The sequence below is a fragment of the Kothea flammea genome (assembly GCF_052161645.1).
Lineage (GTDB): Bacteria > Planctomycetota > Planctomycetia > Pirellulales > Pirellulaceae > Laterigemmans.
Genome location: NZ_CP197414.1, coordinates 483435 through 506900 on the forward strand (window position 1 = coordinate 483435; position 23466 = coordinate 506900).

Consider the following 23466-nt stretch of genomic DNA (forward strand, 5'->3'; position numbering starts at 1 on the left):
GCCGTGTATTGAGATTGGAATCGATTGGGAATTTCCCAAGCTTTCGCGTGGGAAGTTTATCGACCTCGTTAAGGCGAATTCAGGTCATCGATCCATTCATCAGCCGTTAAGCCTAAGATGCTATCGGGTATGCCCGTGTCGTTTTCATCGTTGACGTAGTTGGCAAAAAACCAATCCCGCTCCGTGGCACCCGATAAACGATCGGGTGTATTGTCGTCGAAGACTGTTTGCTGCGGCCCGGAGGCTACGAGGAAGTAGTCTCCGTTCAAACGATCACCGAACACTTCCTCGTCGTAGGTCGTGCCGCGAATGTTGCGGATCTTCACCTCATAGTCGCGTTTTGCATTCCATTCCTGCGAGATGCCGAGCAAGGCATCCGCGTCTTCATCCCAGCTTGTGTAGCCGGCGATTAACAGATCCTCACCACGGTGTGCTTGAATAAAGTCGCGACCGTTGCCCCCAATCATCACATCATTGCCATCGCCACCCAACAAAGTGTCATTTCCATCACCACCGCTGAGAATGTCTTCCCCGCGACCGCCACGCAGGTAGTCATCCCCGGCCCCGGCAATCAGCACCGTTGGCATGTTGATCGATCGGTAGATGTTGAGGTAGTCGTTGCCGTCCCCCGTGTATGCCGTGATTCGATCGATGTCGGCCTGGTCGAAAAAGTGCGAAGTTAACCCCGAGCCGGTGACGACGTTGGAGATCACGTTGATTTGGCTGCCTAATTTCCTGGCTAATACGTAGTCACTACCCGTGGTGCCAACAATCTCCAGCGTCCGCTCTTCGATTCGCATGCCGGTGGCGAAGGCTACTTCGAATGCTTCCGTCTCGCCACCATCGTCATCACTGAGTGTGACATGAATTGTATATTTACCACCATCAGTATAGGTATGTTCCAGTTGCACCGCGTCACTGACATCGCTCAACGGTGTGCTGGTGCCATCACCCCAGTCGACCACCAGGTCATGGCTGTCCTGGCTGCCAGCATCCTCGAATTCGAGGTTCAGCGTGATATCCTTCGACCAACTGGAGACATCCAAGTCCGTGATCACGGGCGGAAGATTTAACACATCCATATCGGCGGAGGCTAAGTCAGTTAAGCCGGCATCATTGGTGACCAGTAAGTAGACGGTCGTCGCCCCTGGACCATCTAAGTCAGTTGCATAGAAGGTGGGGGCAATTCCCACTTCATCGCCACGTAATGCTTCGCTGCCTTGCTCGCCAAAAATTCCATCGCCATCAAGATCCCACGTGTAGATCAAGGATTCGGGGTCTTGCAGCGGGTCACTGCTGGCCGAACCGTCGAGCAGCACGAAACCACCTTCTTCGATCGACTCGGGGGCGGTGATCACAGCATCGGGTGGGAGTTGGTTGAAATCGACAATCACTTGATAGTCGCTGAAGGCGTCGTCTTGATCGAAGACCCGGCCATAGATGGTGTACTCGCCAATCTCCGGAAAACTAAATTCACTCGTCTCCGTTTCGCTGGCCGCCAAATAATTGGCGACCAGGTCGGCCGCGTCGAGAGCGAAGCTGAACCTCAAGCCAGCCTCGAGATCGCTGGTTCCAGCATCAAACAAATCGCTGAAACTAACGACCGCTGTTGGTGGATCGGCCGTGTCAATATTGTCGACATTCAGCTGTGCCGTGGGAGCCACATTGGTAATGCTGACTGCTAGTGATTGTTGGAGTGATTTTTCCAAGTCATTTTGGACCACCACGGTAACGGTATAGTCACCGTTGTTCGGATAGGCGTGCTCAAGGATGAAATTGCCCTCGGAGTCAACCACCAGCGGTTGCACTCCCGAACCGTCGCCATAATCGACGGTGCTGTCGTTCCAGTGGCTCGCTTCCGTATCCCAAATGGTGATCTGTCGGTTAATCGCGGTACCTTCTTCGACGTCGCCGATTGGCTCACCAAGTTCATAGTACAGTTCACTATCTTCGGAACCTCCGAGGAACTCGTCATCGCCGCCGTTACCCCGCATGCGGTCGCTGACATCGGTGAGGTCGGCGGCGCGGTGGCGGAACATAAATAAATGATAGGCACCGATATCCGTATCGTTGAGCGAATCGTTGAGCCTCGCCAGGATATCTTCTTCAAGTTCGCTTAGATCGTTACTGGGATCGTCGTCATCGCGACGGCTTTCTAATTCATCGCGCAGCTCGATAGCGAGTTGATAGTTTGGATCTGAAGAATCGCGGAAAAAGGTGTCGACTTCGACGTAGTAAGTCGCATCGGTGGGCAGTATCAAGTCAACGATACTCGAATCGGTTGGTTCGAAGATGTCGTCGTTTACAGCTAGGCCAGCGTAGTAGGGAACGAGCTGCAGTTCACCGTCAACTTCGTACCAAACCTTGACAATGGTATCCACATAGTCATCGGGTTCGCCGCCGAATCTTGCCAGCGAGTTGCTCATCACGTCGATGTTGATCAACTCACCCGCCACACCATCAAACTGATACCAATCGTTTTCGGAGATGCCGGAGGCCGAGTCGATTGCGATTTCACCATTCACGCCGCCCATTTGCACGTAAAATTCCTTGTTGGCATTCAGCCCTCGCGCCAGGGTGTTGGGCACGTGGGTGGTAACCAGCGGCAACGGCTCGGCGGCGGCGGACGAAGTGTTGTTGCCGGGGTCAACAATCGTGGTGTGGGTCGGGTCGGTAAAGGCGTAAGTTAGCTTGACGGCTTCCCGTTCGCCGAAGAAGAGCCCTTTCAAATCATTGAATCGGGTGGAACCGACTGAGGCCGGAGAGCCGAGAATATGTTCGAATGTTTCAAACGCACCCGATGGACCCGAATAGACAGGTTTGTAGGAGGCGGCACCGGGGGGATCGTGTAAGCCATAGCCGATCGGTCCGAAGGAGTCCGCATGTCGCAGGCCGAGCAAGTGGGCCAATTCGTGGGCGGCAATCTTGATTGACAGGGCCACAAAGTTTTCGTTGTTGGCCGCCGGTTTCAGCGAGCCGATCTCGGCGTCGCTGACTGCCGCGTGGTTTTCCTTCAGCGTTGGTCCACCGCCACCACCATGCGAATGGCCACCGTCGGCAGCCGCGTTGGGCCCTTCTTCCACGATGTCTTCAGCCGTCAACACGCCTCCCAGCAGGCCGTTGATCTGTACTTGCGAGAAGCCATCCAGATTTTGATTGCCAAGATCAATTTCACTGGCCAAGCCACCTGGGCGCCCAAAATCGGGCGTCTTATTAAAGTAGATGATGGCATACTCGCCATTTTCGCGATAAGGTGATTCGATCGCATTGACATCTTGGGTGATGCGGACGTCAAACCAGAGGCTATCAGGATCATCACCTCGATAGAGTGCCGAGACGGCCGCTTCGATTTCATCGCGATCCGCTTGCGAGTAGACATGCTCACCGATGTCTAACCTACCATGTTCGTCTGCTCCCGTATTTGTTTCGGTGTCAAAATCCAATAATACCCACTGGGTGACATTCCGAGTCGGAGCGATCGGGCCTGCGAAAGGCTCGGCCAGCTGGGCTCCCGAGAAATGGTTGTCGCGAGCATTTCCTTCAATCACATCGAGCAGCGGCGTGCCGACGACATTTTCCATGCCGAGTGGATCATTGAAACGCAGGGAGAAAGCGGAAGATAGTTGTTGGTTGCTAAGCTTCCGCAGGTCAAGACTCAGCGGTCCGCCCGTGAAGGCTGAGAAGTCGAGGGTATCCGAGGAGGTGTCTTCGGTCCCGGAATATGTCTCAGCGATCGTGATCGAAGCGGCCGGATCATCGATTATCTTGAAGGTGTCATGTCCTTCACCACCATCGAGGTGCAAATTTCCTTCCCCGCGGATGAAGACTAAATCATCTCCCTCGCCACCTTGGAATTCGAGGCTTTCGGCGGTTCCTTTCCAGCTGAGCAGATCGTTATCCGGTCCGCCGACGATGCTGACGTGGCTTCCCGCAGCTCCTTCGCCATTGTAGATCACCGCATCTGCCCCCTCACCACCGACAAACGTCAAGGCGGCAATGGAACCGGCTTGCACCCGCAGCACGTCGCCGCCAGCTTCTCCATGAAAGGTCAAGCTAGCAATGTTGCCGCGGTTGTTGATCAAAATGTCGACACCGCCACCACCAAAGAAGGTCACCTGGCCAAGCTCATTGGCGTTGTTGGCCAGCGTGTCTTCGCCTTCACCCGCAACGAATAGCAACGTGCCGAGAACGTTGTTATTGTTTTGCAGGTTGTCTTCCCCGTCGCCACCACGGAAGATCAAATTGGTAACCACTGCGTTGTTGATTAGTAAATCGTCCCCCGGCTCGCTGCTGAAGGTAAATGCACCAGACTCGGGGTCGAAGTCTTCGTCGGCGGCGAAAGTCAGCGTGCCGATGATCGACGTATTGGAGAGCACCAGGGTGTCATCATGATTGCCACCCGCAAAAGTCAACTGGCCGGCAGCGCCGGTGGTGGTTAGATTGTCGTCGCCATCGCCCCCTGCGAAGGTGATCGCCCCGCCAGCTTCGCCGCGGTGCTGTAAACGATCATCGCCGCCTTCGCCGGCGAAGTGAAATTGGTTGATCTCATTGCCGACGCTGACAAACGTATCGTCGCCCACTCCGCCGATGAATTGCGAGTTCTTGAAGCGGAAGCCATTGTTTTGAAAACCATCATTTCCCTCTCCACCGGCAAAGGTCAGTTGGGAGACGTTGGCAGCGTCATTGATGAGCAGGTCATTATCCTGACCACCCTCGAATAATAAGTTAAAACTGCCCGCCGCACCCTCATAGACCAGCATCGTATCTCGGCCGCCATTGGTGACTGGCAGTAACGAACCGTCGGTCGCAATTTCGGCGTCGCCGCCAAAGTGAATCGCCGATATTTCGGGGCCGTCGAGCAGCAAGATGTCATCATCGGCACCACCACCGATCGTGATGTCCGAAACTCGCGTACCGCTGATTGACACGGCGTCTTTTCCCAGGCCTCCATCAAAAACGATTTGGCTGGAGTTGCTGCCGTTCATGAACATTAGATCATTGTCAGCATCACCGCGGAAAGTTAGTTCGGTCAGTCGTAGGCCATCATTGACGAAAACATCATCTCCTTCGTCGCCGACGAATTCGATGCCGGTAGCATTCGCGCCGTTGTTTTCAAAGACGTCGTTTCCGGCGTTGCCGAAAAAGGAAATGTTGGTGGCATTGTTCGCGTTGTTTTGAAAAACATCATTCGCCGCACCACCAAAGAAATTGATCGCGGCAAAACCGGACGCATTGTTCTGGAATGCATCAATGCCGCCGTCACCGAAAAAGGTAATATGCGAGCTCTCGCTGCCGTCCCCGCTACCGCGCACAATCAGCGTGTCGTCCCCTTGGTTGGATCCAGCGATTAATTCACCAAATTCATCAAAGTCGCCACCGAAGACTAGTTCACCGATCAGCGTCCCCTCGCTGACCAGGACATCATCATCGCTGCCACCGGCGTAAATCAGCGAACTGATTTCATTGCCCGCGTTGAGGAAGCTATCCTTGCCCAGGCCACCGGAAAAACGGATCGCCTCAACTTGGTTGCCACTGTTCTTGAAACTGTCATCGCCGTCGCCACCGATGAACTCGAGATCGGTGATTCTATTGCCTGAATTGAAAAACTTATCCGCCCCCGCATCGCCGGAGAAGAAAATGGTTGCCAAGTCATCAGCGCTGCTGATCAACGCGTCGTCGTCCGCACCGCCGCTGAACTGTAGGTTACCGATCGCTCCACGCACGATCAGAATGTCATCCCCGTCGTCACCACGGAAATCGAGGGTTCCCAGTACGCTGCCGTCGGTTTGCAAGATATCATCATCCGCACCGCCGATGAAAATTAGTTCGGCCACGCTGCCGGTGTTCAGCAGGCTGTCGAGACCCTCATCGCCGCTGTTGATCAGTTGGCCGTTGGCATCGAGTTGTTGATCGCCACCAAAATTCAACGTGCCAGTGACCGTTCCCGTGTTTATTAGCACGTCGTCATCTGCGCCACCGCCGAAGGTCAGCGTGGCAACCACACCTTCGTTGCGGAGCACGTCCGCGCCTTCATCACCACTAAAGGTCAATGACTCAGTGATTTCACCGAGATTTCGCAGGATGTCGTCATCGGCTCCTCCCGTGAATGTGAGCCGGGTCACGTCGCCGTAGTTGAGCAAGCGGTCGAGTCCTTCATCACCACTGAAGAACAGTTCGCCAATGGTGCCTTTGCTCGATAACAGGATGTCGTTATCACCGCCAAAGTTGAAACCAAGCAGTTCCGTGCCGCCATTGACGAGCACATCATCATCCGCGCCACCGGTGAATGTTAGCTGTGAGATCGGTCCGGCGTTTGCCAAGATGTCGACGCCACCATCCCCTCCGAATACGACTGGTCCCAGCAAACTGCCTTCGTTTTGCAAGATGTCGATGCCATCATCACCGCCAAAATTCAGCGCGCCTGTGATCTCTCCCCGGTTGAGCAGAATGTCATCATCGGCACCGCCGCTGAACTCCAGTTCAAAAATTGTGCCGTTGTTAATCAGCGTGTCGGCCCCTTCGTCTCCTCCCGCTAGGGAGACTAAGTTGCCGAGCGAGTCGACTGATTGGTCTCCGGCGAACACCAACCTGGTATTGATGACACCATCGTTTTGTAGGATGTCATTGTCGGCACCACCGCCGAAGGTGAGTGTTTCCACGGTACCCAGATTCAAGAGAGAGTCGAGCCCCTCGTCTCCGTTAAATACCAAAGTGCCAACCGCGCCGCTGCCGGAGAGCAGCACATCGTCATCGCCTCCAAAGTTCAGCGAGGTGGGGATGTCCCCGCCATTAATCAAGATGTCATCATCGGCGCCGCCACTGAAGTTTAGTTCGGCGAGTTGGCCCAAGTTGACCAGCACGTCCGCTCCATCATCTCCGGTGAAATCGAGCAGGCCAATGGAACCCTGGCCAGACAAGAGAATGTCATCGTCGCCGCCGAAATTGAGAGTTGTCAGGTCGTTGCCGTTATTGATGAAAATATCATCATCGGCTCCTCCCAAGAAAGTTAGTTCGGTGATATCGCCCATGTTGGCGAAGATATCGGCGCCGTCATCACCTCCGAAGGTGAGCGAGGCGATGGAGCCAGCGCCCGAGAGTAGCACATCATCATCGCCGCCGAAATTTAGCGAGGTGACATCGCTGCCGTTGTTGATGAAAATATCGTCGTCGGCACCACCACCAAATGTCAGATCCGTGATGGAGCCGAGATTGACGAAGATATCGGCGCCGTCATCGCCGCCGAAATTGATGCTGCCGACGCTGCCGATCCCGGTTAGGAGAATGTCATCGTCCCCACCGAAATTCAACGTATTGGTTTCCGTGCCGTTGTTGATGAAAATGTCATCATCAGCCCCGCCGTGGAAGTTGAGCGTTTCAATGGAGCCGGTGTTCGTGAGGATGTCGAGGCCATCGTCGCCGCCGAAATTAAGCGTTCCCAGTACGCTGCCTTCGTTCAGGAAAATATCATCATCCGCCCCGCCAGAAAAGGTTAAGCCGTCGATAAGGCCCGTGTTGACCAGCGTGTCGATGCCATCGTCGCCGGAAAACACGAGGTTCGTAATGTTGGTTCCGGTGAGCGTTAAAATGTCCGCATCGGCACCGCCGCTGAGTGAGATGTTGCTGCTGAAGTCTGGGATTTCAAAGACGTCGTTGCCTCCGCCGCCTGCCAGCTGGGAATCGCTGGTGGCAATCAGCGTGTCGGCGAATTCGCTGCCGACCAGTGCGTTGAAGCTGCCCTGGGCGTTGATGATGTGGTCAGTATCACCCGACGTGGAAACCGTTTGGGAGTTCAGCGAGTCGAATGAGATTGCGCCCAGGTCGTAAGTAATTCCCGTCCCGTCACCAAAGTCAGCTAGGCCGAAGTCGATAACGTTATCGCCGCTGAAATCGATGACCGTGAGCGTGCTATTGGGTGATAATCGATAGCGATCGCTACCCGCGTCGTTGGCGGCAATGCCCCCCGCCGGCACATTGGCAAAATCATTGCCGCCGCGGAGTAAGTAGACGTCGTTGCCGGCACCACCAAAGAGGAAGTCTTGTCCCTCGCCGCCATCGAGCACCACGTTCAGACTTGGATCGGTCACCCCGCTGGCATCAATCACATCGATACCGCCGAGAGAAACGAACTGGAGGTTACCGATACCGGGCCGGAAGGAAGCATTGGTGATGGTGACGTTATCATTGTCGTTAGAACCGACGAAGATTTCCGCTTCATAGATGCCGACACCGCCGTCGTCATCAGTCACGGTCAACTCGACCACGTTCAACACCCCGCCATCAATGAGTATCCCGCGGCCGGCATCGACCAATAGCGGTTCGGGGACATTGTCTTCCGGCGCCAAGTGGTCGCCAGAGTCAGTTACCGGCAGCCCGTTGACAGTCCAGCTGAGTGCGTGCGTGTCGTCGAGGCCAGGATCAAAGTAACTCGAATTCAATCGCAGATTATTGACGTTAACGTTCCGTTCATCAGGCTCGAAGAAGACGTTTTGTGGCGCCACGTTATCAACACGGACGACCAGTGAATCACTTTGTACCGACAATCCATTGCGAATGTCTGTCACCGTGACTACGACCTCGGCATCAAAGTTGGCTTGCGTGCCGTTGTCGCGATAATGATGCGTGGCGGTGTATGTTCGCGTGGCCCGGTCGACGACTGCCTGGCTGCTGGTGCCATCGCCCCAAGCGACCGAGACGTTGTGGCGATCGACGGGGGAAGCATCTTGGTAACTGCCGATGAGGGTCACCACATCGCCTTCCTGGAAGATTGTCGCGCCCCCTTCAAACCCGAAGGGGCTGATCGTCGGCAGTCTGTCGGCGACAAAGATGCTGGTGGTGCCGATACCAAAAGGATCGTCCGCGGTTGAACTAAGATCGGTCACCCAAGCGGTGATTTCGTAGTTGCCGCCGTCGTCTTTGTCGTTGCTGTAGATGTGAGTGATGCCTGCCGGCAAGGTTCTGGCACCTGGTTCAACGTCGAGCGTGGTGCGACTGGAACCATCGCCCCAATCAATAGTGACTCGGTGAGCATCGAGGATGCCAAGATCTTCAAAGCTGCCGCTCAGCGTGACTTGGTCATTTTCGATGATTGAGTTGGCGCTGAGGTTCAGCACGACACTTTCGGGCAACGCATTGACCACCGTGATCGGTTGCTCGAAGACGATCGGGCTGAGCGGTTCGTCATCGTCGATCAATTCCACGCGAACGACGTATGGGTTGTCGCCGGCGGCCGGTTCATTGGCATAGGCGTGGGTCAGTTCGGGTAGGTCGGCGAAGGTTCTGGCACCGACCGGTAGGTCGACGCGTTGGACCGGTGTGCCATCGCCCCAATCAATTCGCAGTTGGTGTGCGTCCAAAATCCCCGGATCGTAGAACGAACCGCTCAGCGAGATCGGCTCGCCTTCGGTGATATTCGTGCTGCTAAGATCGATATCCAGTTCCGAGGGCAAAACATTGTAGACTTCGGTTAGGAACAAACCGATTGGCGTGCTCGACGAAGCGCCTGATTGATCTTTCACAGTGACCTGGACACGATACAAATCGCTGGCGGTCGGCGTGCCGTTGACATTGGTATCATCCAGGTAGGTGTGGGTGACGACGAAGCTGCGTTCACCGGGTGTGATCGGCACGTCGAAATCGATGTTGCCATCACCCCAGTCAACATCGACGGTATGCACATCGGCATCGCCATCATCAGAGAACTCACCTTTGAGTTCGATCAGCTGGCCCTCAAACGATGGGCTGTTGATTGTATAGTTATTAAAGGTTGCCACCGGGGCATTATTAATAACCGTCACCTCGAGCGTCGTCGTGGAGGATGTTTGCGAATTGTCGGTAAGGTTGATCTCAACCGAGTAGGTGCCGCTGTTGCGATAGACGTGGTTAAGTTGGAAAGTCCGATCCGCGTTGAGCGGCAGGGGCAGCACTCCGCTGCCATCACCGTAATCGACAGTGGCTGACCATGCGGTGGAGTCGGGGTCGAAGAAGGAACCGCTGATTGACAGCGGCACCAGCGGTTCGGTGGAAAACTCAGTGGATGGCAAGATGATCTCCGGCTGCAGTTCGCTTAACTGCTCGCCGACAAAGATCAGGGGACTGAACTCTGATACGCTGCCGAGAGCCACGGCCGTTAACAGCACGCCATCGGTGATCGATGGGTCAACCGGAATGTTGAACTCAAAGCGGTTGGCTTCGATGGCCGTGACGGCGACTTCGACACCACTGACCAACGGTCCATAGGTGGCGGTCGTGTCGTCGAGATCGTCTGCCGAGCCCTCGGTGAGCGTGGTCACGAAACTGCGACCTTCACCAAAAATAGCCCCCGCTTCGGGAGCGGCCAGATAGAGTTCCATCGTGACGCCGGCGCCAATAAAGCCCGTGACCTTGAGCAGGCCATCTTCGACCAGCGCCGAGTCGAAGATGGGAAAGTCCAGCACGTTGTCGGTGGGATCATTGAGGGTAATCCCCGCACCGTTTTCGGCGGCGGCGGTATTTTGGTCAATTGCCAAGCCGGCATTCTGGTAGGTTGAATTTCTGAAAATGACAGTTGAGGCTTCCGTGGAGAGTCCTGATTCGGCGAGTCCGCCCAGGCTGATCCCCGCACCGCCGCTGAAAGCAATCCGGTTGGCTTCCGTCGGTTCGCTGCCGCCGATTGTCGTGTTGGAGGCATACTGGATGTTGATCCCATCGCCGCCGTTGCCCAAGCCTTTGAAGCCCGCTGCGTCGGTACCGATAGCGTTGCCCACGATCAGATTGTTATCGGTCTGTCTGCCATCATTGCTGCCATTTTGCAATCGCGAGGCGTCATAAATCCAGACTCCGTGACCGCTGTTGCCACCAATCGTGTTATCACGCAGCACGTTGTCACGACTGGCGATTTGCACGCCGTCGGTTTGATTGCCCAGGGCGTTGAGATTGCGGTCGACACCAATCAAGTTGCCGACGATCTGGTTCCCACCCGCGTCAGAGGCACCCGCTCCGAGGTGAATGCCGAAGCCGCGGTTACCACTGATGATGTTTGCCTCGTCTTCAGCGTCATCCCCCACTTCGTCGCTGCCGATCAGCACGGGGTTGCTGCCAACGGAGAGCACCTTGATGCCGCCGGTCTGATTGTCAACTTGACCATTGCCGACGTTGGCACTGCCCGCCGCGCCGCTGGCCAAGGTGCCGATGTAGTTGCCTTGAATGACGGTGCCAGCGCCCGCCGCGGAAACCAAAATACCGTTTTGCAGATTGCCGCTGATCACGTTGCGGCTGCCAGGCAGGCTATCACCGACGCGCGTGTTGATGGCACCGCCGGAGACTTCGATACCGTTGCCCGTGTTGCTGATGCCGAGGTTTCCGTTGGGGCCGAGACCGATAAGGTTACCCAGGACTTGGAGATCCTCAGCAGCTGCGGTGATCAGGATGCCGGTGCCATTGCCACTGATGATGTTGCGGTCTTCAGGAGCCACGCCGCCAATCGTGGTGCTGTGGGAGCCAGCACCGGCATAGATCCCTCGTTGATTTCCCAAGGCGGCCGTGCCACCGCGGTTGAGTCCGATCCAGTTGCCGGCGATGGTGTTATCATGCGAGTTGCCATCGTTGCTGGAGAGATAGATGCCCGCCCAGCGGTTGCCAGAGATCAGGTTGTCTTGAATCGTGTTGCCGGACGATGCGACCCATAAACCGCCGTGCGATACAGCGGTTGAGTTTTCCACCGCCACGTTTCCATCGGCGGAAAGACCAATGATGTTGCCCTGGATGACGTGATTACCGCTGACGGCGTCTTCCTCGAGGCTGATTCCGGCCCCTTGGTTACCGCTGATCACGTTACCCGCCGCGGTCCCGAACAGCGTTGTTTCGCCACCGATGATGTTTGAGGTTGCCCCTTCCCCAATGCGTATCCCCGCCTGTTGATTCCCGACATCGGTTTGACCATTCGTACCCAAGCCAACAAAGTTGCCGATGATGATGTTCGCCGACGTCCCTTCGCCAGAAAGATCGATCCCCGCCAGCCGATTCCCCGCGATCACGTTGCGCTGCCCAGGCGTGGTCCCGCCGATGGTATTGTTTTGAGCTCGTCCGCTGAGCGCGATTCCATTAGCATTCCCGATGGCTGCGTTGCCGGTGGCGTTGACCCCGATGCGGTTACCTTCAATCGTGTGATTCACGGCGGCGGTTCCGGTCAAGAAGATACCGTCCCCTTGGTTGCCTGAGATGAGGTTGCCGCTGATGGTGAGTGCGGGCAGGTCGTTGACGTGGATGCCATGGCCTTGGTTCGCGGCAGCGGTTAAGCCGTCGACCGAAGTCCCAATGCGATTACCTAGGATCTGCACGTTCACACTTTGCAGCGACTCGACGAGCACACCATCCCCCGCGTTACCGCTGATCACATTTCCTAAGCCCGCCACGAGTGAACCGATTTGGTTGTTCCCGTCGGAAATGTAGATACCACCGAGCTGGTTGGGCAAAGCTGTGACACCGTTGGCTTGTAACCCGATCACGTTGGCCGTAACCAAGTGATCTTGGCTATCCAACCAGATTCCGTAGCCTTCATGACCAGAGATTAAGTTGCCTGTGATCTCGGTGGAGCCCGACTCGATGTGAATACCATGCTCCGCACCACCGAGGGCAGCCGTGCCGGTTCTGTTGGTGCCAATCGTATTGCCGGCGATCACGTTATCGGCGGTGGTGGACCAAGTTACGAAGACCGAACTGATCCCCGCTTGGCCGATCAAGTTGCCTTCTCCAGTCCCCGTGCCGCCGATTTCATTATGGGCAGCACCGGCGGAAAGTTGCACGCCGTAAGTCCCGTTGCCAGCCGCACTCATGCCGCTGGCAGTAGTGCCGACGTAATTGCCGAGCACTTGATTGTCGTTGGTGCCGAACCCGGTGATTTGGATCCCGGCGCCTGGATGCGCTGAAACCACGTTGCGCTCGTTGGCCGTCGTGCCGCCAACGACTGTGAGGGTGGCCCCCGCGGCGATGCGGATGCCGTCACGACCGTTGCCCAGTAGTTGGTCTTGCAATCCCAAGCCGATCAAGTTTCCGGCGACTTGATTGAGTGACGTGGTTTCACCAGTTATGAGAATACCATCCCAATCAACGCCACCGTTGGCGGCGATTTGATTACCTGCCCATTGGTTGCCACTACCGTTGCTGCCGATGATGTTTTGCGCTGCGCCGGCGTCGATCAGAATGCCATGTTGGGCATTTCCCAGGGCGGCGTCACCGGCCACGTTGACCCCAATTTTGTTGCCTGCCACCTGGTTGCCGGTGGCGAATTCGTTGGTCACCCAGACGCCATGTTCCAGGTTACCGCTGATCAGATTGCCGGCTGACGGAGTGGCATCGACTCCAATTAGGTTGTCGGGTCCCGCCAAGACCACTCCCGAAAGCGTGTTGGCGATTTGGTGGGTACCGTCGAAGCTGGTGCCGATATAGTTGCCTTGGACGCGGTTCTCGCCGCTAAAGATCGCGATCCCGTTGTGGCTGTTACCAGAGATCACGTTTCCGGCAGCAGCTGCGGCACCACCGATCTGCGTGTTGTTGGCCGCTGAGCCGAGATAGATGCCGTTGCGGGAATTGGCCACCGCATCGGTACCAGCTCGGTTGATGCCGATCCAGTTTCCCGTGACCGTGCTGCCTGGCGACAGCAATTCGATCCCGGCACCCAAGTTGCCAGAGATCAAGTTGCCCTCTTGGTCGTCGAAGGCGGTGTTGAGATCGCTGCCAATCGTGACCACGCCGGCGGCGACGGAAATTCCACTCGCTTCGTTGGGGATCGCTGCACTGCCGTCGGCATCGGTACCGATTGTATTACCTTGGATGAGAATCTCACTGGCGGCGGCGGAATTCACTGTGATTCCGAATGAAAGATTGCCAGAGATTACGTTGCCACCGCCAAAGCCGTTACCGATCCGCGTTCCCGCAGCGTTTACTGAGATGCCGACGGCGTTGGGAATTGCCGCGGTACCGCTGCCGCTGATTCCCACGTGGTTGCCCAAGATGGCGTTATTGGTACCGGCCGAGTCGAGCAATTGTACGCCGCTGGCCAAATTTCCGGAGATCGTGTTGCGGTGTTCGACAACCACGCCACCAATGGTGTTTTCCGCGGCTCCATCGGCAATTGAGATACCGTGCTCGGTGTTGGCCAGCGCCCCGGTTCCGCCGGCGTTGGTGCCGATCAAGTTGCCAAGGATGAGATTGCCGCGGGTGTCGGTGCCGCTCAGCACGATCCCAAGCTCATTTCCCGCAATCACATTCTTGGCAGCAACTTCGCTGGCACCAATCTGTCCGTTGACCGAGTCGGAAAAGTAAATGCCAGCGCCGCTATTAGCTGCGGCGGCCGAGCCTATGAGATTCGTGCCGATGAAGTTGCCGCGGACTTGAATGCCCGACGTGTTTTCAACATACAGCCCATGTAAGAAATGGCCGATGGCAAAACCCGAGATCGAAGAGTTGGCTGCCGCGGGGCCGCTGACGTGGAAGCCGCTAGCGGTGGCTCCTGCATTCGTTCCATCGAGGATCAATTGCAGCACGGCATTACTGCCGATTGGCTGGTCATTGGGCACCGCGCCAGCTTGCGTATAGCCTTCGATCACCAATGTGTCGACAATGGTCGGTAAAGGTGAGCTGGGAGTAAACGTGTGAGGACCCGGGCCGGGGATGTCAAAATTGATGATATCTTGGCCTGGCCAAAAATTCGCATCGAGGATCGCTTGACGCAGCGAACCGGGACCCTCGTCAGCCGTGGTGACAACGGCGATTTGATTGTCTCGCACACTGATTGCGATCTCGTTGCCATCACCACCTTCATACGATAACTCGCCTTGGCGGATACCACCGTTGACCGTGATGAGAGCGCCTTGTGGGAAGCCGTTGAAGGTTCCCGAGACCGCTGCGGCGTCAAGTTTGTTGATCAGCAGGAAACTTTCCGCTGGGCTAAGTTGGTATTGACCGTCAATCACCAAGTTGAGATCGGTGAGATCAAAATCAGCGGTTAGATTTAGTTGTGAGTATTCGCTGTTGGCCGTGGTGCCATTGATGGTGAAACGCAGGTCGCGGTCGGGAGCGATGAACAGTTCGTTGGCAATCACTCCGTTGGGAGACAAGCCGACTTGGACCGCGTGGGGCGAAGCGCCTGGAGTGAGCGACAAATCGCCTCCTGCGGTATCGATTGTGCTCGCCAGGATGATATCGGCGGTGGTGCTTAATTGCAGATCGGTATTGGCAGCTAAAGTGACTTCGCCGGCAACGGTGATGTTCGCTTGATAGAGTTCCCCTTGATCGCCAATCACCAGCGTCTGTGCGGCGATGTGCAGTAGTTCGGCCGCTGACAAGCCGAGGGTCGGGGTAACGTTTGCAAGGTTATCGACAGCTCCCAGCAGCACGGGGGTTTGCGGATTGCTGGGAGTGATCTGGACCGAGCCGGTGGCGGCTTGAATACTGTCAACGTCAGTGAGTATTTGGATGCTGTCGGCGCGGAGCGTGATGTTGGCATTATCGTCCGCCAGCAGGCTGGCCGCCGGTCCGGCGACTTTTAAACCATAGGCCAACTGACCTGCGGTGGCAGCAGGGCCAGCGGTGGCAACGATCTCAATGCCCGCCGCCGAGTTGACTGCGCCTTCGACCAGCACGCCCACGTTGTCATCGCTGGCAGTTTGACCGCCCCTTCCCGTAATGAAAATGGGGCCCGTTGTGGCGGCGGTAAGATTGGCGTTGGCAGTGAGGGTGACCCCGGCAAAGGTGCCTGTTTGGGGAACGGGCTGTCGGTTGGCTTGGAGTGTTAATCCATCGCTACCACCGGTTAGATCGGCGTCGATGATGATGTCACGCGAGTTGAGCAGCGTAAGCGAGTCGGCATTGGCGGCGGAGGTCGCGGCCGAGACCAGCAACGTGCCGCTGGTGATATCATCCCGACCGATGATCAATGACGGCGCGAAGATGCGGTCGAGCATCGCGCTTGTCAGGCTTAGCGCGGCACCGTTCTCGGTGCCCAGATCGATATCACGATTGGGAGAGAAGGGGGCCAGGGTGATTGAGTTAGCAGAATCGAGCGTTGATGTCAGGTCGAGGTCGATCGCGTCGCCATAGAGCAACAGGCGACCGGTACCTTGTGTTCGCACGAGCGCGTCGGCGGTGGTGGTGATCTGCGTGGCGAAAATTTCCAGGTCGGCATGCGCGCTTAAGCTAACGGTATCCTCAAAGCGAACTTGATTGGTTCCGCCGAGGCCGTCGATGACGACATCCGCGGAGAGAGAGCTGCCCAGACCGGCCAGGACAATGGTATCGTTGTCAACCGCGTCACCCAGCAAGGTAAAACTGTTGGAGAGATTACCGACGACGATACCGCCCAGCGATTCGCTGAAGGAGACCAGCGTGTCGGTGGCGTCGGCGGTAAGGGTGGTAGTAATTTCAGTGTCGACAATATTCGTTGGATCGATACGGACGATCAGATTTGCGATGTTAGTTTGGGTGAGGTTGATGAGATTCCCGGTGGATAGTTCGAGCGTCACATCGTCGAGTTGTAAAGTTCCTTGGGCTGGGTCATAGGTGACGGTGTTAAAGCTACCGCCGGAGAATCCCAAGCCATCGTTTCCGCCCGGTCCGCCATCGAAGGCAATTTGCAGCGCGGCATCAAGATTTTCGCCGCTGTAATCGACTAACAGCGTATCATCACCACTGCCGCCGAGAATGGAATCAAAGCCGACGTAGGTGATGGAGTTGACCAGGATGTCACCGCTGGTCGTGACTAGCCAGTTTGTATTAGCAGCGCTCCCCAGCAAGCGATTATCGACCGGAGCCAGGGCGACGACTTTTTCAAGGGAATAGGAACCAACCACATCGGGAACGCTGCGGCTGTTGACACGGACCTCCAATGGTTCGCTGCGGGCGGCCATTTCCAAGCGATCAACGCCACCACCGCCAATAAAATCACCCTCATAAGTACCGCCGCTTTCCACAACAAAGACATCTTCTTGAGCTCCACCCTGGAGACGGCCGAAGTTGGTGAACCCGTATTGACCGTCATTGAGCGTACCAGTGTTTTCGCCACTAATTCGCCACGTGTTGACCGCGTCGGGTCCTTGGACAGTTTGGTTATTAGCGCCCGAGCCGAGGACCGCTTCGAATCCGGTGGCAGCGCCCACGACCCCGCCGTATGAGATTGATCCGACCCCGGTGGCACGATTCGTTGCCCAGCTGACGAGGACGCCGAAACTTTGGTTATATAGTGAGTAGTCGAGCGTGTCCCAGCCGCCGCCACCGTCCAGCGTGCCGTCAATGTAATCGCCAGAATTGCCTGTGAACTGAAAGGTATCATCTCCCGAACCACCGACCAGTGATTCGATGTTAATAAAACTGGTGTCGGCATTGAGCGTGCCGCGGTTGCGATCATCGATCGTCCACAAGCTGTCGGTGTCGGGCCCAATCAGGGTGTCGATGCCACTGCTGTCGACAATATTGGTGACACTGCCGCCCGACAGTGTGTAAATGTCATTTCCTGTGCCACCGTCGATTCTTTCTACCGTTCCGTCGAGCACGACGAAGGTATCATCTCCACCTCGACCGAATATGTTGCCGCTGAGCGATCCTCCGACCTCGACGGTGAAGGAATCGGCAGCATCGCTACCGTAAAGGTTTTCAGTGGCGGTAAAGTCAAAGCGTTTTCCATCGAAGAGCAGATAGCCAGTGTCTTCGCCGGTGATGTGCCAATTGGCCTCCAGTTCAGGAGCGAAGAGCGATTCGTTTCCGCTGCCTCCTGCGAACTCAGTGAAACCGGCAATGTAATGAACACTGTTGGCGTTGACGGTACCATCGGCATTTAACTGTACCGACACGCTACCGGTGCTACCGATGAGACGATTGTCTTGGTCACCTTCGATCAGCAACTCACCTGCATAGAAACCCCCGAGGACTCCGGGGATGATGCGATTGGTGACATTGACATCGAGCACCGTAGTGCGATCGGCCAGTTCGATGCGATCGGTACCGCTACCGCCTAAGTAGCCAGTCAGTGAGGCATCACTTTCCACCAAGAAGACATCTTCTTGCGGTCCGCCTTGGAGGCCTGCAAAGTTGGTGAACCCGTATTGACCGTCATTGAGCGTACCAGTGTTTTCGCCACTAATTCGCCACGTGTTGACCGCGTCGGGTCCTTGGACAGTTTGGTTATTAGCGCCCGAGCCGAGGACCGCTTCGAATCCGGTGGCAGCGCCCACGACCCCGCCGTATGAGATTGATCCGACCCCGGTGGCACGATTCGTTGCCCAGCTGACGAGGACGCCGAAACTTTGGTTATATAGTGAGTAGTCGAGCGTGTCCCAGCCGCCGCCACCGTCCAGCGTGCCGTCAATGTAATCGCCAGAATTGCCTGTGAACTGAAAGGTATCATCTCCCGAACCACCGACCAGTGATTCGATGTTAATAAAACTGGTGTCGGCATTGAGCGTGCCGCGGTTGCGATCATCGATCGTCCACAAGCTGTCGGTGTCGGGCCCAATCAGGGTGTCGATGCCACTGCTGTCGACAATATTGGTGACACTGCCGCCCGACAGTGTGTAAATGTCATTTCCTGTGCCACCGTCGATTCTTTCTACCGTTCCGTCGAGCACGACGAAGGTATCATCTCCACCTCGACCGAATATGTTGCCGCTGAGCGATCCTCCGACCTCGACGGTGAAGGAATCGGCAGCATCGCTACCGTAAAGGTTTTCAGTGGCGGTAAAGTCAAAGCGTTTTCCGTCGAAGAGCAGATAGCCAGTGTCTTCGCCGGTGATGTGCCAATTGGCCTCCAGTTCAGGAGCGAAGAGCGATTCGTTTCCGCTGCCTCCTGCGAACTCAGTGAAACCGGCAATGTAATGAACACTGTTGGCGTTGACGGTACCATCGGCATTTAACTGTACCGACACGCTACCGGTGCTACCGATGAGACGATTGTCTTGGTCACCTTCGATCAGCAACTCACCTGCATAGAAACCCCCGAGGACTCCGGGGATGATGCGATTGGTGACATTGACATCGAGCACCGTAGTGCGATCGGCCAGTTCGATGCGATCGGTACCGCTACCGCCTAAGTAGCCAGTCAGTGAGGCATCACTTTCCACCAAGAAGACATCTTCTTGCGGTCCGCCTTGGAGGCCTGCAAAGTTGGTGAAGCCGTATTGACCATCGTTAAGGGTGCCGGTGTTTTCGTCAGTGATTCGCCACGTGTTGACCGCGTCGGGTCCTTGGACAGTTTGGTTATTAGCGCCCGAGCCGAGGACCGCTTCGAATCCGGTGGCAGCGCCCACGACCCCGCCGTATGAGATTGATCCGACCCCGGTGGCACGATTCGTTGCCCAGCTGACGAGGACGCCGGAACTTTGGTTATATAGTGAGTAGTCGAGCGTGTCCCAGCCGCCGCCACCATCCAGCGTGCCGTCAATGTAATCGCTAGAATTGCGTGTGAACTGAAAGGTATCATCTCCCGAACCACCGACCAGTGATTCGATGTTAATAAAACTGGTGTCGGCATTGAGCGTGCCGCGGTTGCGATCATCGATCGTCCACAAGCTGTCGGTGTCGGGCCCAATCAGGGTGTCGATGCCACTGCTGTCGACAATATTGGTGACACTGCCGCCCGACAGTGTGTAAATGTCATTTCCTGTGCCACCGTCGATTCTTTCTACCGTTCCGTCGAGCACGACGAAGGTATCATCTCCACCTCGACCGAATATGTTGCCGCTGAGCGATCCTCCGACCTCGACGGTGAAGGAATCGGCAGCATCGCTACCGTAAAGGTTTTCAGTGGCGGTAAAGTCAAAGCGTTTTCCGTCGAAGAGCAGATAGCCAGTGTCTTCGCCGGTGATGTGCCAATTGGCCTCCAGTTCAGGAGCGAAGAGCGATTCGTTTCCGCTGCCTCCTGCGAACTCAGTGAAACCGGCAATGTAATGAACACTGTTGGCGTTGACGGTACCATCGGCATTTAACTGTACCGACACGCTACCGGTGCTACCGATGAGACGATTGTCTTGGTCACCTTCGATCAGCAACTCACCTGCATAGAAACCCCCGAGGACTCCGGGGATGATGCGATTGGTGACATTGACATCGAGCACCGTAGTGCGATCGGCCAGTTCGATGCGATCGGTACCGCTACCGCCTAAGTAGCCAGTCAGTGAGGCATCACTTTCCACCAAGAAGACATCTTCTTGCGGTCCGCCTTGGAGGCCTGCAAAGTTGGTGAAGCCGTATTGACCATCGTTAAGGGTGCCGGTGTTTTCGTCAGTGATTCGCCACGTGTTGACCGCGTCGGGTCCTTGGACAGTTTGGTTATTAGCGCCCGAGCCGAGGACCGCTTCGAATCCGGTGGCAGCGCCCACGACCCCGCCGTATGAGATTGATCCGACCCCGGTGGCACGATTCGTTGCCCAGCTGACGAGGACGCCGGAACTTTGGTTATATAGTGAGTAGTCGAGCGTGTCCCAGCCGCCGCCACCATCCAGCGTGCCGTCAATGTAATCGCTAGAATTGCGTGTGAACTGAAACGTATCATCTCCCGAACCACCGACCAGTGATTCAACGTCGTAGAACGTGGTGTTAGTGTTGAGCGTCCCGCGGTTACGATCATCGATCGTCCAGAGGCTGTCAGTATCGGGCCCGATGAGAGTGTCGCTGCCGTTGCGACCGTATAGTATGTTGACGTTACCACCGGTAAGGGCAAACGTGTCGTTGTCCAAGCCGCCATCGATCGTTTCCACGGTGCCGTCGAGGATGGTGAAGATGTCGTCTCCACCTTCTCCGTAGAGTTGTCCGCTCCATGAACCACCGACTTCCACGGTGAAGGAATCAACGGCGTTGCTGCCATTGAGTCGGTCCACTGCGGTAAAGCCAAATTGTCGACCATCGAATACTAGATATCCAGTATCCTCACCCGTTATGAACCAGTCGGTATCTACTTCAGGAATGAACAGTGATTCGAAACCACTGCCCCCGCTGAACTCGACGAAATTACCGATGTAGTCTGTACCGTTGGCATTCACGGTTCCATCGGTGTTTAAGGTAATCGTCGCGTTGGTGTTGCTGCCGGTTAAGCGATGGTCATAGTCACCTGCGGCGATGACTTCTTCGAAGGAAAAGCTGCCGACCACTCCTGGGATGTTGCGACTGGTGCTGTTGATTTCAATCGCCGCGCCGCGATCGTCCAGTTCTAAGCGATCGCTGCCGGCAGCGCCGCTGAGCGAGCCAGTATACGAGCCGCTACTCTCGACAACAAAGACATCTTCCTGAGGCCCTCCTTGGAGTCGTCCGAAGTTGGTGAAGCTGTATTGGCCGTCATTGACCGTGCCTGTGTTTTCGCCACTGATTCGCCATGTGTTAACCGCATCGGGTCCTTCAATCGTTTGGTTGTTAACTCCCGATCCGATGACTGCTTCAAATCCGGTGGCAGCGTTCTGGGTGCCGACTGTGCCAGAACCAACCCCGGTGGCGCGGTTTTGAGTCCAACTGACAAGCACGCTATTGCTTGCTTGGAATTGGGAATAGTCGAGCGTGTCCCAACCGCCACCACCGTCCAGCGTGCCATCAATGGAATCACCCCAGCCTCCGGTAAACTGAAACGTATCATCTCCCGAACCACCGACCAGTGATTCAACGTCGTAGAACGTGGTGTTAGTGTTGAGCGTCCCGCGGTTACGATCATCGATCGTCCAGAGGCTGTCAGTATCGGGCCCGATGAGAGTGTCGCTGCCGTTGCGACCGTATAGTATGTTGACGTTACCACCGGTAAGGGCAAACGTGTCGTTGTCCAAGCCGCCATCGATCGTTTCCACGGTGCCGTCGAGGATGGTGAAGATGTCGTCTCCACCTTCTCCGTAGAGTTGTCCGCTCCATGAACCACCGACTTCCACGGTGAAGGAATCAACGGCGTTGCTGCCATTGAGTCGGTCCACTGCGGTAAAGCCAAATTGTCGACCATCGAATACTAGATATCCAGTATCCTCACCCGTTATGAACCAGTCGGTATCTACTTCAGGAATGAACAGTGATTCGAAACCACTGCCCCCGCTGAACTCGACGAAATTACCGATGTAGTCTGTACCGTTGGCATTCACGGTTCCATCGGTGTTTAAGGTAATCGTCGCGTTGGTGTTGCTGCCGGTTAAGCGATGGTCATAGTCACCTGCGGCGATGACTTCTTCGAAGGAAAAGCTGCCGACCACTCCTGGGATGTTGCGACTGGTGCTGTTGATTTCAATCGCCGCGCCGCGATCGTCCAGTTCTAAGCGATCGCTGCCGGCAGCGCCGCTGAGCGAGCCAGTATACGAGCCGCTACTCTCGACAACAAAGACATCTTCCTGAGGCCCTCCTTGGAGTCGTCCGAAGTTGGTGAAGCTGTATTGGCCGTCATTGACCGTGCCTGTGTTTTCGCCACTGATTCGCCATGTGTTAACCGCATCGGGTCCTTCAATCGTTTGGTTGTTAACTCCCGATCCGATGACTGCTTCAAATCCGGTGGCAGCGTTCTGGGTGCCGACTGTGCCAGAACCAACCCCGGTGGCGCGGTTTTGAGTCCAACTGACAAGCACGCTATTGCTTGCTTGGAATTGGGAATAGTCGAGCGTGTCCCAACCGCCACCACCGTCCAGCGTGCCATCAATGGAATCACCCCAGCCTCCGGTAAACTGAAACGTATCATCTCCCGAACCACCGACCAGTGATTCAACGTCGTAGAACGTGGTGTTAGTGTTGAGCGTCCCGCGGTTACGATCATCGATCGTCCAGGTGCTGTCAGTATCGGGCCCGATGAGAGTGTCGTTGCCTCCGCTGCCGGAGACGACTTGCGACTCGACACTTTGGCCGATTACGGTAAAGCCGTTGACTTCGGTCGCCGGGCCGTCGATCGCGAAAGTATCATTCCCAGTGGTCCCCGTGATCGTCAGCGTATCGGTGCCGCTGGTTGCTAAAATTCGCAACTTCGTCGTCGGTGTGGCCAACTCGCCGCTGAAAATGGTCGCCCCGTTGCGAACCACCGACCACTCGTTCGTCCCGCTGCCGATGTACTGGGCCGTGAAAGCGTCATTGCCGGCGGTCCCCAGCAGATCGTGGTAATCACCATCGGTGTCGAGGACCTCGATCACGAACGCTTTTTCCGTGATCACTCCCAAATTGTCTGTGGCGCGAACTCGCACCGAGTAGGCCGATTGCAACTCGTCGTCAAACGCTTCGGTCGTGACCAGTTGATCAAAATCGATGTCAAAACTGGCGTTGTCCTCGCTCCCCGCCCCGGCAACCAGCTCGAAGGTGTACGGATGTGTTCCGCTAGGATCGACTGCCGTCAGCCCACCCACCGGAGAATTGGCGGGCAATTTCTCGAACACAAAATCGTTCGACAGCAGGATATCGCCCGCCAGCAAGCAGCGTTGTTCCAAAAGCTCGGCGAACAGGCGTCTACGACGAGCGGCGGTGCGACGGTTGGGGCGAATCTGAGGCATGGCGGCTGATCAA

The 23466-nt window shown here is 56.2% G+C and carries 1 protein-coding gene; it reads right to left on the reverse strand.

Features of this window, described 5'->3' with window-relative positions; all coding sequences use genetic code 11:
• Positions 1–68 precede the first annotated feature (68 nt).
• Positions 69–23453, reverse strand: a complete 23385-nt coding sequence (locus SH139x_RS01695; protein ID WP_488353561.1) for a PKD domain-containing protein — start codon at positions 23451–23453, stop codon at positions 69–71.
• Between the last annotated feature and the right edge of the window lie 13 nt (positions 23454–23466).

Bases quoted from the DNA above. Each gene is read 5' to 3' on its own strand.
- SH139x_RS01695 (WP_488353561.1), bottom strand. From the start codon at position 23,453: ATGCCTCAGATTCGCCCCAACCGTCGCACCGCCGCTCGTCGTAGACGC.